At 63.5% G+C, this 15,422-nt stretch carries 12 protein-coding genes; 7 read left to right on the top strand and 5 right to left on the bottom strand.

The genetic code is table 11. The annotated features are described in order from the left end of the window. Positions 1-100 precede the first annotated feature (100 nt). The 6 genes from ABFD92_01625 to ABFD92_01600 all read left to right on the top strand — a co-directional run bounded on the left by ABFD92_01625 (position 101) and on the right by ABFD92_01600 (position 7,718). The gene (locus ABFD92_01625; protein ID MEN6503214.1) at positions 101-1,414 is read left to right on the top strand and encodes an alpha-L-fucosidase; all 1,314 of its coding nucleotides are present in this window, start codon (positions 101-103) and stop codon (positions 1,412-1,414) included. Positions 1,415-1,549: 135 nt separating this feature from the next. Next, positions 1,550-1,747, top strand: coding sequence for a hypothetical protein (locus tag ABFD92_01620; GenBank protein ID MEN6503213.1), 198 nt, complete (start codon positions 1,550-1,552; stop codon positions 1,745-1,747). Between the two features lie 303 nt (positions 1,748-2,050). Next, positions 2,051-3,106, top strand: coding sequence for a S49 family peptidase (locus ABFD92_01615; GenBank protein MEN6503212.1), 1,056 nt, complete (start codon positions 2,051-2,053; stop codon positions 3,104-3,106). A gap of 199 nt (positions 3,107-3,305) precedes the next feature. Beyond that, positions 3,306-5,693, top strand: a complete 2,388-nt coding sequence (locus ABFD92_01610; GenBank protein MEN6503211.1) for a DUF4159 domain-containing protein — start codon at positions 3,306-3,308, stop codon at positions 5,691-5,693. 23 nt (positions 5,694-5,716) lie between these two features. Next, the gene (locus ABFD92_01605) at positions 5,717-6,799 is read left to right on the top strand and encodes a uroporphyrinogen decarboxylase family protein (protein MEN6503210.1); all 1,083 of its coding nucleotides are present in this window, start codon (positions 5,717-5,719) and stop codon (positions 6,797-6,799) included. 145 nt (positions 6,800-6,944) lie between these two features. After that, entirely contained in the window at positions 6,945-7,718 is a 774-nt protein-coding gene (locus ABFD92_01600; protein MEN6503209.1) for a glycosyltransferase family 2 protein, read from the top strand. Positions 7,719-7,747: 29 nt separating this feature from the next. Here ABFD92_01600 and ABFD92_01595 read toward each other — a convergent pair whose 3' ends face one another. Then, positions 7,748-8,806 carry a lysylphosphatidylglycerol synthase transmembrane domain-containing protein gene (locus ABFD92_01595; GenBank protein ID MEN6503208.1) on the bottom strand — a complete coding sequence of 353 codons (1,059 nt, stop codon included), beginning with the start codon at positions 8,804-8,806 and terminating at the stop codon, positions 7,748-7,750. Positions 8,807-8,810: 4 nt separating this feature from the next. Then, the gene (locus ABFD92_01590; GenBank protein ID MEN6503207.1) at positions 8,811-9,770 is read right to left on the bottom strand and encodes a radical SAM protein; all 960 of its coding nucleotides are present in this window, start codon (positions 9,768-9,770) and stop codon (positions 8,811-8,813) included. Between the two features lie 119 nt (positions 9,771-9,889). On the opposite strand from ABFD92_01590, the gene ABFD92_01585 reads away from it, so the two are divergent. Next, positions 9,890-10,996, top strand: coding sequence for a radical SAM protein (locus ABFD92_01585; GenBank protein MEN6503206.1), 1,107 nt, complete (start codon positions 9,890-9,892; stop codon positions 10,994-10,996). A 5-nt stretch (positions 10,997-11,001) separates the two neighbouring features. Here ABFD92_01585 and ABFD92_01580 read toward each other — a convergent pair whose 3' ends face one another. The 3 genes from ABFD92_01580 to ABFD92_01570 form a co-directional block, all read right to left on the bottom strand. Continuing rightward, a complete protein-coding gene (locus tag ABFD92_01580) occupies positions 11,002-11,895 on the bottom strand; it encodes a glycosyltransferase (protein ID MEN6503205.1) in 894 nt (297 codons plus the stop codon). 17 nt (positions 11,896-11,912) lie between these two features. Next, positions 11,913-12,938 (bottom strand): radical SAM protein, encoded by a 1,026-nt coding sequence (locus ABFD92_01575; protein MEN6503204.1) that lies wholly within the window; start codon positions 12,936-12,938, stop codon positions 11,913-11,915. Between the two features lie 68 nt (positions 12,939-13,006). Then, on the bottom strand, positions 13,007-15,001 hold the full coding sequence (locus tag ABFD92_01570; GenBank protein ID MEN6503203.1) for a tetratricopeptide repeat protein: 1,995 nt from the start codon (positions 14,999-15,001) through the stop codon (positions 13,007-13,009). Between the last annotated feature and the right edge of the window lie 421 nt (positions 15,002-15,422).

Genomic DNA, 15,422 nt, shown 5'->3' with positions numbered 1-15,422 from the left:
GGTTGTTTCTTTTCTCCCAATCCTCTTAATCCGTTTCTAATCCCCTTAATCCCGCTCTCCCCGTCCCTGTCCCCGAACGCGAACTGGAGAACATAGACGCATGTGTGCCAACAGCAGTACCGCCAGCGAACAGCATCGTATCATCCAGATCCCCCAGCAGTATGGCGGCGGGACGTTTCAGCGCACCACGCACCCCGACGCGCAGTGGTTCGGCGAGGGGCGTCTGGGCCTGTTCATGCACTGGGGCATCAACAGTTGCGCCGGCGATGCGGATATTTCCTGGGGCATGATCGCCAACACGTCCTGGGACCGCGGGCTCAAGAATCGCAACAAGATCACCCCCGCCGAGTACTACGCCCTGGCCAAAAAGTTCTACCCGGACAACTACGATCCGGAGAAGTGGCTGGCCGCGGCCAAGGACGCGGGCTTCACCTATGCGGTGCTGACGACCAAGCACCACGACGGCTATACGCTCTGGCCCAGCCAGTTCGGCGAGATGGGCACGCGCGTCTACATGGGCGGGCGCGACCTGGTGGCCCCGTACGTAGCCGCCTGCCGCAAGCTCGGGCTCAAGGTCGGGCTGTACTACTCGCCGCCGGACTTCTACTTCAACCGCGAGTACATGTCGTTCGGCTGCGCCAGCGACCCGGAGAAGACCGGCGGGATGAACCACGAGCCGCGCGAGATTCCGCCCGAGCCGCCGGAATGGAAGGAAAAGAATGCCGCGCATATCCGCGGGCAGATCAAGGAACTGCTGACCTGGTACGGTAAGGTCGACCTGCTGTGGTTCGACGGCGGACCTAACGTGATTTCCATGGACGAACTGCGGGCGATGCAGCCGGGGATGGTGATCGACCCGCGGATGCACGGTTACGGCGACTTCGACACCTGGGAGTGCGGCATGGGCTCGGTCCCGCCGCCGGACTGGTGGGAACTGTGCGAACGCTGGAACATCGGTCCGTGGGGCTACACGTACCATGACGAAACGTACTGGCCGCTGCGCCGCATGCTGAGCCGCTTCACGCACACGCGGTGCTGGGGCGGCAACTACCTGCTCAACGTGGCCCCCAACCGCCACGGCGAGCTGCCCGAGGTCTACTACCGCCGCATGGGCGAGCTGAAGGCCTGGATGGACAAGAATAAGGAATCCGTCTTCGGCACCGGGCGCGGACCGTTCCCCCAGCAGTCCAACCTGCCCGTGACCACCCGCCAGGGGCAGAACGTCTGGTACGTCCACGTGCCTGCCGACTTCAGCGATGCCCCGCGCATCAGCGGCGCCGGAAAACCCGCTGCCGTGACCATGCTGGCCACGGGCAAGAAGCTCAAGACGTCCTTCAAGGCCGGCGAATTGACCATCGATCTGCCCGCCGCCCTGCGCAGCGACAATGTCGACGTGATCAAGATCGCCTGGTGATGAGAATCGTGGTGAGTGGTGAGTTGTGAGTGGTGAGCGAGAAACTCACAACTCACAACTTTCTCTCCCCATGCCGGCTATCATTTCACGTCGCGGCCGAAGGGTGCCGCCTGTCTGGCAACAAAGGGAGAGACCATGCCGAAGAATCAGCCGACACAAAATCCCATGGGCGTTGAGGAACATCCCGGACACGAGAACCACATGTGCGAACTGGTCAGCCGCCGGCAGATGACCGAAGTGGCGAAATATTCCAAGGACGCCCGGTTCATCTGCCACGTGTGCGGCCGCGCCGCCGCCAGCGCCGAAAACCTCTGCGAACCGGTGGAGATCTGACCGCAGGTTCGACTCCAGACGCCATGGCGCGCGCAGGGCCGAAGGAGGGTGCCGTGGCGCGCAGGCCGAAGGCCGGAGAGCCACGATCCCGGAACCTTGCGCCGCGAGATCGTGGTTGTCGGGCTTCGCCCTCCCGCCACGGCACCGGGGTTGGCCCTCCCGCGACGGCACAGGGTTGCCCTGCCACCAGGGCACGCTGAGGATGATAGGTTGCATTAGCGCTCATCCCGACTAGAATCATGTAACGATCCATGCCAGCCGCCGCGCTATGCGCCGGCTTTACATGTTGAAGGGAGCCTGACCATGACGGAATCGAACTCGTACCCGCCGCCGCAACCGGCCGCTGCCCCCAGGCCCCGCCGCCGCGTGGGCGTGTGGATATTCGTCTCGGTGCTGGTGACGCTGCTGTTGCTGTCGGTGCTGATCAACATGGGGCTGGTCCTGATGCTGACCGGCGCCCAGAGCCAGTACGGTCTGGTGAAGACGACCGTGCAGGAAGGCGCCGCCGATCAGACCATCGCCGTCTATGAGATCTCCGGCGTGATCGACAACAGTGCGGCCGATCAGTTCCAGAAATTCACCAATGCTCTGGACAAGGAGCCTGACGTCAAGGCCGTCGTCCTGCGCGTCGAAACGCCCGGCGGGTCGGTGGCGGCGTCGGACGAGATCCACGACATGATTCTGCGCCTCAAGGGCAAGGGCAAGAAGGTCGTCGTCTCGATGGGGGCGCTGGCCGCCAGCGGCGGGTACTACGTGTCGGCCCCGGCGGACATCATCATGGCCGAGCGCACGACGATGACGGGCAGCATCGGCGTGATCGCCACGTGGTTCGTTTTCAAGGGCACGCTGGACAAGATCGGCGTCGAGCCGATCGTGATGAAGTCGTCGGACGCGGCCGCCTGGAAAGACGCCCTGAGCCCGCTGTCAAAACCCGCCCCATACCAGCAGCGGTACATCCAGTCGCTGCTCAATGAGACGCAGGAGATCTTCGAGCAGGTTGTCCGGAAAGGGCGAGGCGACCGCCTCAAGACCCGAAAGCCGACCATCGAAGTTTCCGACGCCGCCACGCAACAGGCCCAGACGCAAGGGCAGGACCAGATCGAACCCTTCAACGGAAAAATCTACAGCGCTTCAGCCGCCATGGAACTGGGATTGATCGACAAGATCGGCTACCAGCGCGACGCCTACGACCAGGCCGCCAAGGCCGCCGGACTGGGCAATCCCCGGGTGGTCCGCTACGTCCCGCGACATAGCTTCCTGGCCGTCCTGACCGACGGCCAAACGCAAAGCCGCGCCCTGAGCGTCGAGACCCTGCGCCAGATGCAGACCCCGGCGATCGAGGTGATCTGGAGACCGTGAGAAACAAATTCGAAATTCGAATTTCGAAATTCGAAGCAAACGGCAAACAACTAAGAAGAAAAAAAGACAAAAAGAAACAAAAAGAACAAGAATCGCTATGGTGGGAGCCTTTGCTGTTTAGCTTCTTGTTGTTTGCTTCTTGTTTCGGATTTCGGATTTCGGATTTCGAATGTGTCGTTCAGGATTTGTCTTTCCAGGGATGGTCATGGACTGTGCCGCTGCTTGCCTGATGCTGCTGGCTCTTGCCGCCTCGCCGGCCGAGGGCGACGTCGCGCCGCCTCTGTCGCCACGGGCGATCGATCGAGCGATGGCGGCGGGCAGCGCCTATCTCGCTTCGCAGATCTCCGCCACGGGCATGTGCAGGGACGAGTTCCCGCCGGGCAATCCGCGCCATGGGGGCAAGACCGGCATCGTCGTCTACGCGATGCTCTCCGCCGCGGCCGACGCCAAGGCCTCGCCCCTGCGCGAGGCGCTGGAATGGCTGACCGCCGCCGAGCTCAACGGCACATACGCCGTAGCCATGCGGGCGTGCGCATTGGCGCAGCTCAAGGGCAAGGAGCCCCATCCGCAATTGTCCAAGGACGTGGCGTGGTTGATCGCCGCGGCGGGCGCGGACGGGTCGTACACCTACACGAGCAAGGACGGCGCCGCGACGGCAGACAGCGCCGCTTATGATAATTCGAACAGCCAGGCCGCCGTGATGGCGGTGGCGGCGGGGCAGCATCGCGGGCTGGGCGTGCCGGTGGACTACTGGCAGAAGGTCGAGCGTCATTGGCTGCGCCAGCAGCAGGTCGACGGCGGCTGGGGGTACGTGGTGCGCGGCGGGGCGGGGCGCCCGCAGACGTACGGGTCAATGACGGCGGCGGGTCTGGCCAGCCTGTACGCCTGCTTCGACGTGCTGCACCGCCAGGAGTACCTGCGCCCGCTGACTCCGGAGTACAAACCTATCGCCGAGGCCTTGGGGTGGCTGGACAAGAACTACCAGCCCGACGCCAATCCGCACAAAGGGCCCAACTACTACTACGACTGGCTGCTGGCGCTGTCGCGCGTCGGGGCGGCCTGCGGGCGAAAGCAGTTCGCCGCACAGGACTGGTACGCCCACTCGCTGCGGGAGCTGCTCGACCGCCAGAACAGCGACGGCAGTTGGGGCGACGGACCCGTCCCCACGGCTATGGCCATGCTCACCCTGGCGCAGGGATATCAGCCGGTGCTGGTCAACAAGCTGCGCTACGAGGGCAAGTGGAACGTGCGCCCGCGCGACGCGGCCATGCTGTGCCAGTATATCGGCTACACCTTCGAGCGGCCGCTGGCGTGGCAGGTGGTCGATGTCGACAGCGACTACCGCACCTGGCTCGACGCGCCCATCCTTTATATCAGCGGCGCCGGGCGCGTGCAGTTCAGCGACGAGCAGATCGCCCGCCTGCGAGACTACGTTTTGGCTGGTGGGCTGATCGTCTCGGAATCCGCCGGCAACAGCGGCTCGTTTACGCTGGACATGCACGAGGCGTACGGCCGCATGTTCCCCAACCTTGCCCTGCGACAGTTGCCCGCGGCTCACTCGGTCTACTCGGGCTACTTCACGTTGGGCGACACAGCGGGCCTGTGGGGCATCTCCAACGGCGTGCGACCGCTGGCGGTCCACGCCCCGCGCGAATTGTCGCTGGCGCTGGAGTTGGGTCCGGACAAGGCCAACCGCCCGGTCTTCGAGCTCATGGGCAACATCTACATGCTCGCCAGCGACAAAGGCAACCTGCCCCCGCGCGGCAGCACGCCGTGGCCGGCGGCCAAACCGTTCAAGCCTCGCCGCACCTTGAGCGTCGTGCGCCTGGCGTACAGCGGCAACGACGACCCCGAGCCGATGGCCTGGAACCGCCTGGCGCTGCTGATGGGCGTGCGGCACAATATCGAGCTGCAGGTGCTGGGCCCGCTGCCCATCGAACGCCTCGACCCGCGCACGCACCCGGTCGCCAGCCTCTGCGGCACGGGCGACTTCCGCCTCAACCCCGCCCAAACGCAGGCGCTCAAGAATTACCTCCTCGGCGGCGGAACGCTGATCGCCGACGCCGCCGGAGGCTCCGCCGCATTCGTCGAAGCCCTCGAGAGCCAGCTTCTGCCGCTGCTGGCGAGTGCCCCGCGAGGGCCTCTGGCCTCGCACATTCCCTTCACGGGACCGGCCCAGATCTCCCGCGTCTACTACCGCCGTGAACTCGCCCAGGCCCTGCCCGCCGACCAGCGAAAGGACCAGCGCCTGCGATGCATCGCCCTGCCGATCCCCGGCGACCCCACAGGCCGGGCGAGACCGGCGGTCATCTACTCCAGCGAAGACCTCACCTCGGGCCTGCTGGGCTATCCCTCCGGCGCCGTGCGAGGGTACCGTGAAGATTCAGCCGTGGCGATCATGACCAACCTGCTCGTCTACGCCACGGACATGCACGCGAAACTTCTTGCCGCCGCCAAAGCACCGCCGGCGCCGGTATCGCAGCCTTCCCCGCCTGCGACGCGGCCGGCCAGTCAAGCGGCCCGGCCGCGCCCCGCGCCGTCGACAAAACCCGCCGTCTTGCGCCCCGATCTGGGCGGCGAATTCTAATTAGCCTTAAATATGGATGAAGCATGATGACGGAACTGGAGAACTTCAGGGCGATCGTCGAACACCGCCGGCCGGAGTGGATTCCTTTCGGCATGGGCTTTACGCCCGACCTGGCCCGGCGGGTGGCCCAGCACGTCGGCACCGACGACGTCGCCGGGCATTACGGGATGTGGCAGCCGGCATGGGTGGGGCCCAAAGTGGTGGGGGAGCCGCCGAAGATCGACTTTGGTCGATACTGGCAGGGCGAGGATCTGCCCCAGGGCACGCGCATCAACCATCTGGGCGTGGCCGAAGTGCCGGCGCAGTTCTACCACTTCACCGGATATATCTCGCCGTTGCGCAACGCCACGAGCCTGGCGCAGATCGAAGACTATCCGGTACAGGACCCTGCCGTTTACGATTGGGAGCCTGCCATCGCCGCCGTGTCGGCTGCCCACGCCGCCGGGCGCAGCGTGATGATCTTCCTGGGGCACATGTATGAGAACGCCTGGCAGGTGCGCGGGTACGAGCAGTTCCTGATGGACACGATTGAGCGGCCGGCCTGGGCGGAGTGTCTGCTGGACAAGTTCTTCCGTCAGAATTACCACGCGGCCATCGGGGCCGCCCGGGCGGGCGTGGACTATATCTACTGCGGCGACGACGTGGCCAGCCAGAAGTCCATGATGTTCTCGATGGACACCTGGCGGACGCTGATCCTGAGTCGCTGGCGCCGCTGCTGGCAGGCGATCAAGGAGATCGACTCCCGCTGCGCGATCGGGTACCACACCGACGGCAACTGCACGGACATTGTCGGCCAGATGCTCGACGCGGGGCTGGACTTCCTCAACCCGGTGCAGCCCGAGTGCGTGGACGCCGACGCGCTCAAGGCCCGTTTCGGCGACCGGCTGGGGCTTCACGGGTGCATCGGCACGCAATCGACGATGCCCTTCGGCACGCCCGACGACGTGCGGGCGCGGGTGCGCGAGTGCGTCGAAAAGTACGGGCAGCGCGGCGGGCTGATCCTGGCCCCCACGCATGTGCTGGAACCGGAAGTGCCGCTGGCCAACATCGACGCGCTGGCCGAAGCATGCCGCCAGTACGGAACGCTCAGTTCGTCGAGCCATTGACGCCGCCGGCGCAAAGACGTATCAAGGCGTTCCATGAACGGCCACAACTCACGGCAAAGCCTGGAGCGGTTCAGTGCGGCCTACTGTGTGAGCCCCCTGGCGTTTCTTTGGGGTCAACGACGTGCAAGCGGTCGGAGGTAGAATCTTGGACGCGCCCGGTCTTTCTGTCATAGTTCCGGCCTTCAACGAGAAAGGGAACCTGCGCCTGACGGTACAGGAGGTGCTGGCGGCGATTGATGGTCTATTTACGAACTATGAGATTCTGATTTTTGACGATGCCAGCACCGACGGGACAGATCAGGAGGCCGATGGCCTGGCGGCGGAGTTTGCGAATATCCGGGTGTTTCACAATCCGCTCAACAAGGGGCTGGGATGGAACTATCGCGCCGGCGTCGAGGCGGCGCGAATGGATTATGTGATCCTCGTCAACGGAAAGCACGACCTCGCCGGCGATCAATTGCGGCGGATCCTGGAACTGCGCGGGCAGGCGGACATCATCCTGCCCTATCACACCAATGACAAAGACCGCCCCTGGATTCGGCACGTGATTTCACGCACCTACACCACAATCCTGAACATCCTGTTCGGGTTTAACCTGCACTACTTCAATGATTCGGCGTTGTATCCCACAGCCGTGGTGCGGCGGCTGAACATCCAGACCGACAGTTATGCCTTCAGCGCCGAGACATTGATCAAGGCCCTCAAGTCGGGCCTGAACTGCATTGAAGTGCCGATCACGAACATATATCCCGACCTTTGCAGCACCAGCGCCTTTGGCATGCGCAACATACTGGGCGTGTTTTTCTTTTTTGTGCGAACGGCATCGCAAGTGTACGCGCCGGAATTGTGGCCCCGGGCGTCCCGGCGCGTTCAGTTCACCGCCGCATCGGAAATCGCTTCGCAGCAGACGTCTTCTTGAAGGGGCGGCGTTGCGCAGAAGGCAGGCGATCAACTTCCACTGCATGGCATCGTCTCCAGGTCGGCCTGCATCTGCGCTGCACGCGGAATCCGCGGGCCCAGCAGCGCCACCGCCAGACCGGGCAGGGCGCAGGCCGTCGTCACGGCACGCCACAGGAGCACCATCATGAAGATCCTGTTGGGGTCGGCGCCGGCGAAAAACACTTGTCCGGCCCACTCCCATACGCCGACGGCCCCGGGGGTGACGGGCACGGCCGTTGCGATTTCGACAAGCGGAATACCCACCGCGTAGCGGTGCCAGGCCGCGCCCAGATCAAGGCTCATGCCGATCAAAACAATCGAACCGATCAGCATCGCCTGCGACACCAGCGTGTACAGCATCGCCGCGATCACGGCAGCGGGGCGGCTGCGATAGGTGCGCACCGCTTGCCCTGCCGTTGCCGCCAGGGAAGCAAAGCGCGGCCGCGAGTACAGCGCCTGCAAACCCGTCAGGCGTCGCAGGCGAGTGCTCAAGAGCATCGCCGCGGCGGCGGCCATCGCTGCGGAGATGACGGCCAGCGAGATGCCTGGCGCCTGTGCGGCGACCCAGCCGATCTGTCCGCTGCCCCACGCCCATGCCAAGGCGACCGCCGCCAGCAGCGTCACGGCGCAGAGTCCGATGGCACGATCGGCCAGCACGCTGAGAATAGCCTGGCCTTTGCGCTCAGTGGCGCGCGTCACCAGGTACGCCTTGACTGCATCGCCACCGATAGTGCCCGGCAGCACATTGGCGAACAGGTCGCCAAGAAGGTATAGCTTGACTGCCTGCAGCGGTCCCAACGGCACGCCTTGGACCGCCAGGAGCATTCGCCAGCGAAATGCGCAGACCAGGGATGAGGGGAACATCACCAGCACCGCCAACGCCAGCGTAACCCAATCGGCTTGAGCCAGGACGGTCTTGAGACCCAGGACGAGCTTCTGCGTCTGGGGATCGACGCCGTCATTCCAATGAACCTGCTGTGTGAGCAGCGCCACCAGCACCACAGCCAGTGCGAGCTTGCCCGTCAGCAGGAAGATCTTCACCAGCCGCTGTTTCCTGGGGGCATTCATGGAGTCACCGTTTGCGCCGCCGGATCTCGACCGACGTGTGGCCGAACGCCTGGAAACGGTCGGTCTTGACCTTCACGTCACAGGGATTGCACCGGCCGAAGACGTCGCACGTGCGAAACAACTCGTCAATGTCAAACGCCGCGTCATTGATGTGGCCGATGGGCGGCCGCGCCTCGTACAGGTCGCCGTGGCAGCGATACACCCCGCCCGAGGGACCGACGATCAACTCGGACGTGCGGCAATCGACCGTGCAGTCGGAGACGCCCACAACGCAGCTTTGCGTGGCACCCGTCTCGCCCGTGCCACCGACGGCGCCGGCATACTTATACTGCCCGTATAGCACACCCTCATGCACGCCCAGGAATTCCTTGAAGCGAAAGTCGATTCCCGCGGCCGCAGCGTCGCTATGGGCGGCCTCGATCTGCTCGATCTGCCCCGGGTGCCGCACGGCCCAGATGCCCACGGAGTATCCGCCGGACAACAGCGTCAGGACGTCGGCCTTGGTGCGATGCCAATCCATCGTCGCGGGGTGGTACGAGACGCGGATGGAGGCGTACGGCGCCTGCCGCCGCATCCGCCCCGGGTGTACGTTGGCCATGAACTCCCGCACGTCGAACTGCAGATTGGTCAGAAGGTCGATGGCCAGGTCCGCCCGCAGGCCGTTGACGATCTCGTAGAAATCCGGATGCAGCGTCGGCTCGCCGCCCTGCAGTGTCACCGGCAGGTCCGGCCGCGAGACGAGCCGGTTGAGCCCGCCCAGCCACTGCCGGCCCGACATCAGCTCATGTCGTCCCTGAGTGCCGAAGCGGTTGATGCAGTACGCGCATCGCAGATTGCAGCCCAAAGTCAGAAAAGCGGCGATGTAGTTGTAGCGGTCCGGCAAACGAATGGCCGGCAGCGCCGACGATGAGGTTGTCGAGCATTCCATGGACATGCCATAGGCCTCGGTTAAATCCTTCCTCAATATACCACCTCCGGGACTTCAGCGAACAACTCATTGCAGCATTTGCGAACTCATTCCATGTGGGCGAGGTTATAATGGAAACCGTAATACCATCCTGTGAACAGTCGAGGCCTTTTCTCGTGCCGCCCTTTGCGGAATTGAAGAACGTGTTGAACCTGGGCAGGCTGTACCTGTCGCTGTCGTGGTCGCGGCTGTTGCGCCGGGGTCCGGGGCAAGTGGCGATCGTGCATCTGGCGATGACCGACCGCTGCAATTCTCGCTGCGCCGCCTGTGATATCTGGCAGCCGCGTTGGGCGGCAGGGGCGGAGTTGACGATGCGGGAGATTCTGGGCCTTATCCCCGCTCTCAAGCGGCTCAAGACGCGCATCGTCTCGCTCGGCGGCGGCGAACCCACGCTGCGCGACGATCTCGAAGAATGCATCCGCGCTCTGCACGAAGCGGGGATGGCCGTTCACATGAACACCAACGGTCTGGCCGTCACCGCTCAGCGCGCCGCGTCGCTGGTTAACGCGGGCCTGGGCCTGGTTCGCATCTCATGCGACCACGTGACGCCCGAGGGCTACAAGGCCATCCGAGGCGTCGATGGCTATGATCGTGCCGTTGAGGCAATGCGGTTCTTTCGACAGGGGCCCAGGCCCCTCTGCGTGGGCGTCAACGTCGTCGTGACGCGGCTGAACCAGGACGTTATCGAGGCCTTCGCCGACCGGGCAGCCGCCTGGGGCGTCCAGAAGCTGCAGTTCATCCCCGTTCACGCCCATCTTCAGCATCGAAACATGGACGCGGCAACCTTCGAGCCGCTGACTCCCCTGACGGCCGATCTGCCAGCTATCAAGGACGCGCTGCGGCGGGCGACCCGCCGCCTGCGGGCAGCGGGAATCGAGACCAACTCCCGCTATCACATCGAACATTTTGACGCGGCGTATCAGCCGCGGCGCGTGGTGCCTTGCGTCAGCGGGCGGCTGTCGGTTATCGTCAGTGCCTTTGGCGAGGTGCAGCCGTGCTACCAGTACCCCACGGGCCTCAACGTGCGAGACATGCCGCTGGACCGGATCGTCCACAGCGAAGGTTTCCGCGGCGCCTGCGGTTGTGTCTCGCGATGCCGCCTGCCGTGCTGGGACGTCGGACCGGCCGAACCGAGCATCCGCCTGCACCTGCCGCACCTGCTGGCCCACCCCCTGCGGACCTGGCGCGACGCGAGGCTCGCTGCATCAACGCCGCGGCGATAGCGGCTCTATTGCCGCCGGCTCCGGCGTTGCTGCCACGCACACGCGACCGCGCCGCCGGCAAAACCCAGGTTGTACACCAGCAGCAACGGCGCGTGCAGCAGTACAGCCGGTCGCCAAGGGAGCCATGAGTAGACTACTTTGGCTGTCAACCCGAGGGTCACCAGCGGCGCCAGGATCGATAGCAATATCACGCTGTCAGGCAACAGGAAACTTCGCCACCCATAGGCCCCCTTGGCCTTCATCGTCAGGCGCGTCTTGCCGTAGTTGAAATATTTGCAGAAGATAGTTGCGGCGGAATGATCGTCATGATGCCCCACCACAGCCTCGCCGATCCGCAGGGCCTTGATCCCCCTGGCCTGCGCACAGACATGGAACAGCGCGTCCTCTCCGGCTCGGAGTTCTTCGTCGAATCCGCCAATCTCTTCGAAATCGCTTCTGCGGACACTAAAATGCATGCCCGGCATTTCGTGGGCTCGCTTAATTTTGCCGCTGCCTCGGAAGGGGATGTTCTCGAAGCACTGGAGATAGCCGTTGGCCCTGCCCACATAGGTATCAGGGGCGATGCTTGAGACCGCCCCGACTACGAGGCTTCGGGGGTGGCCTGCATGGGCCTGGATGTGCTTGGCGATGCAGTCGGCGGTTAATATCTCGCAGTCGCTGTCGATGAACAGCAGCAACTCGCTGCGAGCATGCCGAGCGCCGACATTCCGAGAAACTGACGGTCCGCCGTTGTCGGCCGTACGCAGGCACGTGACATCGGCAAAGCCCGCTGCAATGGCCGCAGAATCGTCCGTGGAGCAATCGTCCACCACGATTACCTCCCGTGGCGGCGGCGCCAGCTTGGCGATGCTCTCCAGCAATGCACCGAGCGTCTTGGCGGAGTTGTAACAAGGGATGATAATCGCGGTGTCCGTGGCTATTTTCTCCCGGCTATCATGTGAACAAAACTTCGCGTGCTGAACAGCGTGCTATCCAAGAGGTTGCACTCATGCGTGCAGGAGCATTCGCCGCCGCAGATGCCCGCCAGTGCCGTGGCCATCTCCGGACCAGATAAGATGCCCGTCAGGCTCTGGCGGCGGATGTTGCCCACCGCCGGGCGCATCTCGCAGGGCGCCACGTCGCCGTTGGCGTAAATCACCAGGTCGTTGCGTCCGGCCCGACAGGGGATGATCTGCCGCCTGCTCTCCAGCGTTGCCAGTACCACCGACCACTTGCGGCGAACGTAGCGGTTGTGCAGCCGCGAGAAGAGCGGACCCAGCGGCCCTTTCCACCGGTAATCTTTCGCCGTCATGGTTTCGCTGATCGTCCCCAGGAACCACTCCAAATCAGTTCGCTCGGGCAGGCGAAGTTCCTCGTCAGCGGTCTGGCCGCGGAGAATATTGATCCCGTGCGAGAACAATCCCTTCTGGCGCAGGAGGGCGACCAGGTCGGGCAACTCGCGGTAATTGATTTGCGAAACCGTGCTGATGACCGAGACTCTCAAACCGTTGATGCCCTGCAACCCTTCCAGGGTCTTCATCGCCCGCTCGAAGCTGCCTTGCCCGCGCAGCCGGTCATGCGTGGGACCAAACCCATCCAGCGACACGGCAATTGAGAGGCGATCCCCCAGGCTTCGATGCAGCCGGCGAGCAGATTCAAGGGTCTGCTCGACGAACCAGCCGTTGGTGGGGATGCTGATCTCGACCGCCTTGAAATGGCTACAGATCTCCTCAATGTCCTCTCGCAAGAACGGTTCGCCGCCGCCGATGTCCAGCCACGTCAGCGGGTTGAGCGTCGCGGCGATCGAACGCGCCTCGTCCACCGTCAACTCCCGGTCAATGGGCGAGGTTTTGTCCACAAAGCAGTGCCGACAGTTCAGGGGGCATCGCGTGGTCACATAAAGAATCAGGCGTTCGATCCGTGACCGAAAGGCATTGCGAAGCAGACTTCCTATCAGGCGCATCTGCATGATTAGCTCTCATTGTATCGAGTATCGTTTGCCGAGAGAACGCCGCTGATGACGCGATGGCTTTACTTCTGACGATAGGGTTTGCCGGCCTGGTACAATTTCAGGCGCGCCTGGATGGCCTGGGCCTCTTGGCCCTGCCCGCTCGCCTGCGCCAACTTCAGGGCCTGCTGGGCCGCAACGACGGCTTTGTCAAATTGCCCGTCTGCCGCCAAGGTCACGCCCAGCGTGTCCAGCAGGGTCGCATTGGAATTGCTCGTCAGGCGGCACGCGCGACTGGCCAGTTCCACAGCCCTGGCCGATCTTCCGGCCAGCGCCTCACGCGAGGCCAACAACCAGGCCAGGTTATTCATCGCTGCGGGGGAATCAGGCTGAAGATCTACCACACGCTCGTATTGGGCTGCGGCCTCCGCCAGCCGGCCCTGAAGTACCCAAATGGCCGCAAGGTGGTCTCGCGCCTCAACATAGTCCGGCCGAAGCTCGATGGCACGCTGTAAGTGTACTACCGCCTCGTCGAATCGCTTCTGCCGAGCCATCGCCAATCCCAGGACGCCATGCACCTGGGGCTGGTCGCCCCCCTTTAAGGTCAACGCCTGCTGAAGCAGGCGGCAGCCCTCCTCCGTGCGCCCCAGTTTGAGCAGGACGGCGCCGAGGTTGTAATAGCCTTGCGGGTCCAAAGCTGAAAGCTCGATGAGCTTCTTCAGCGGCTCGACCGCCTCTTGAAGTTGCCCGCTCTTGACGCAGACGGCCGCCAGCTTCTCCCAGGCATTGGCATGTGTGGGCTTCAGTTCCACCGCTCGGCGGTAATGCGTTGCCGCCTCAGCATAGTCGCCCCGCTCGGCTAGCGCTTCGGCAAGATTGTAGCGAAGCTCTGGATCTTTGGGGGCTTTGGCTATGCCCTCGTTGCAACAGGCCACCGAATCGCTCAGCCGCCCGGCCTTGCGATAGGCCACCGCCAGATTTTGCAGCGCCAAGGCCGATCGGTCCGTCAAAGCAACGGCTTTTCCGAAGGCTCCAATGGCCTCATCGAAGCGTTTCTCCTCGCTGAAGGATATGCCCAGGCTCGTCCACGCTCGGTAGCTCTCTGCGCAGCGATCCACATTCTCCTGCCAGAAACTCGTGGCATCGTGATACCGCGCATTTCGGTCATACGTCAGCCATCCCAGTGTCGCTGCGGCGGCAACGCACAGAACCACCGGAGTGGCACCGACGCCCTCGCGCCCGATCCTCAAACGCCGCAGCCCGTACCAGACCCCCGTCACGATCAGCACGACCACGGCCGCCAGAGGCAGGTACATTCGCTGAAGCTGAACGTTCTGAAGCAATACTACGAAGCTCGACGACGGCGCCAGCGTCAGGAAGAACCATGCCCCGAGAAACCCCGCCCAACTGTGCCGGCGCAGAGCCCAGATTGTCAGGTACAGCAGGAAGGCTATGGCGGCGCCGCACATGACTGCCTTTAGAGCCCCGGCAGCGGGCCAAGCGTAGTCGGCCAGCAGCGGCGAGGGCCAGACGCTCAGCCACAGGTAGTACAGGATGACCCCCGGTTGCGTCATCAGGTACGTCAGGCTGTCCGCGCCGAACCCTTGAGCGGTGTCGGACAACGTCAAAAATATCATGGCCGCTATAAGACCCCACGTGGCCCCCAAAGCTGAATAAAGCCCCCGCCGCTGGCGCAAGGCGGCACGAAATGAATTGCTGATGAACGTGCGATCGTACAGCAGCACGATCAACGGTGCCACTGCCATCGATTCCTTGCTGAGCATTCCCAGCGCACAGCCGACGACGCCCGCGGCGTACCAGGCCAACGACCGTCGGGCGCTATGCATGCCTCGCGCGCAGCAGTACACCGTCAGCAGAAGCAGCATGCCCACGAGCGATTCGGCGCGCTGAATTATGTACGTAACAGATGCGGTGTGCAGCGGATGGAGCGTCCAGAGCAGCCCCGCCGCACCCGCCAGCCAAACCGCCTTATTGCCCCGAACTCTGAACTGCGGCAGGCTCAGCGTGCGCCGCACGAGACCAAACAGCAGCAGGCCTGCCGCCAAGTGAATCGCCAAATTTACAAGGTGGTATCCCCACGGGCTTGGTCCCAACAACACACGATTGAGGGCAAAAGAAAATCCCAGCACCGGCCGGCGGGTCAGCGTACCGCCCTTCTCCCACAGTGGTAAAGAGATTGCTTCCGATAGCGGCCATAGTGTGCGGAGGTGGACATTGTCTCTGATATCCCAGCGGTCATCATAGACGAACGTGCCATCAAAGCTGTTCCAGTAGGAGGCCGTCGCGGCGACCACAATGACTAATGCACAACACGCTATCAACCATGACTGCAACTTTGCGGGACTGGGGATAACAGGGCCTACGAGGGCATGTATTCTCTGCCGCATCATTCTTTCAAATGTAGCATTGTCTGCCATCCACTGCAACTGTCATCAGTCTAGACACTTGCCATGGGGCAGCACCGAATGATATTTTTTC

This window comes from Planctomycetaceae bacterium, assembly GCA_039680605.1.
GTDB lineage: Bacteria > Planctomycetota > Phycisphaerae > SM23-33 > SM23-33 > JAJFUU01.
This window is presented reverse-complemented; position numbering and strand designations above follow the sequence as displayed.

What these genes read in the sequence shown, in the direction of transcription:
- ABFD92_01625 (MEN6503214.1), top strand. Translation starts at nt 101, where the DNA reads ATGTGTGCCAACAGCAGTACCGCCAGCGAACAGCATCGTATCATCCAG.
- ABFD92_01575 (MEN6503204.1), bottom strand. Translation starts at nt 12,938, where the DNA reads ATGCGCCTGATAGGAAGTCTGCTTCGCAATGCCTTTCGGTCACGGATC.
- ABFD92_01615 (MEN6503212.1), top strand. Translation starts at nt 2,051, where the DNA reads ATGACGGAATCGAACTCGTACCCGCCGCCGCAACCGGCCGCTGCCCCC.
- ABFD92_01620 (MEN6503213.1), top strand. Translation starts at nt 1,550, where the DNA reads ATGCCGAAGAATCAGCCGACACAAAATCCCATGGGCGTTGAGGAACAT.
- ABFD92_01610 (MEN6503211.1), top strand. Translation starts at nt 3,306, where the DNA reads ATGGTCATGGACTGTGCCGCTGCTTGCCTGATGCTGCTGGCTCTTGCC.
- ABFD92_01605 (MEN6503210.1), top strand. Translation starts at nt 5,717, where the DNA reads ATGATGACGGAACTGGAGAACTTCAGGGCGATCGTCGAACACCGCCGG.
- ABFD92_01595 (MEN6503208.1), bottom strand. Translation starts at nt 8,806, where the DNA reads ATGAATGCCCCCAGGAAACAGCGGCTGGTGAAGATCTTCCTGCTGACG.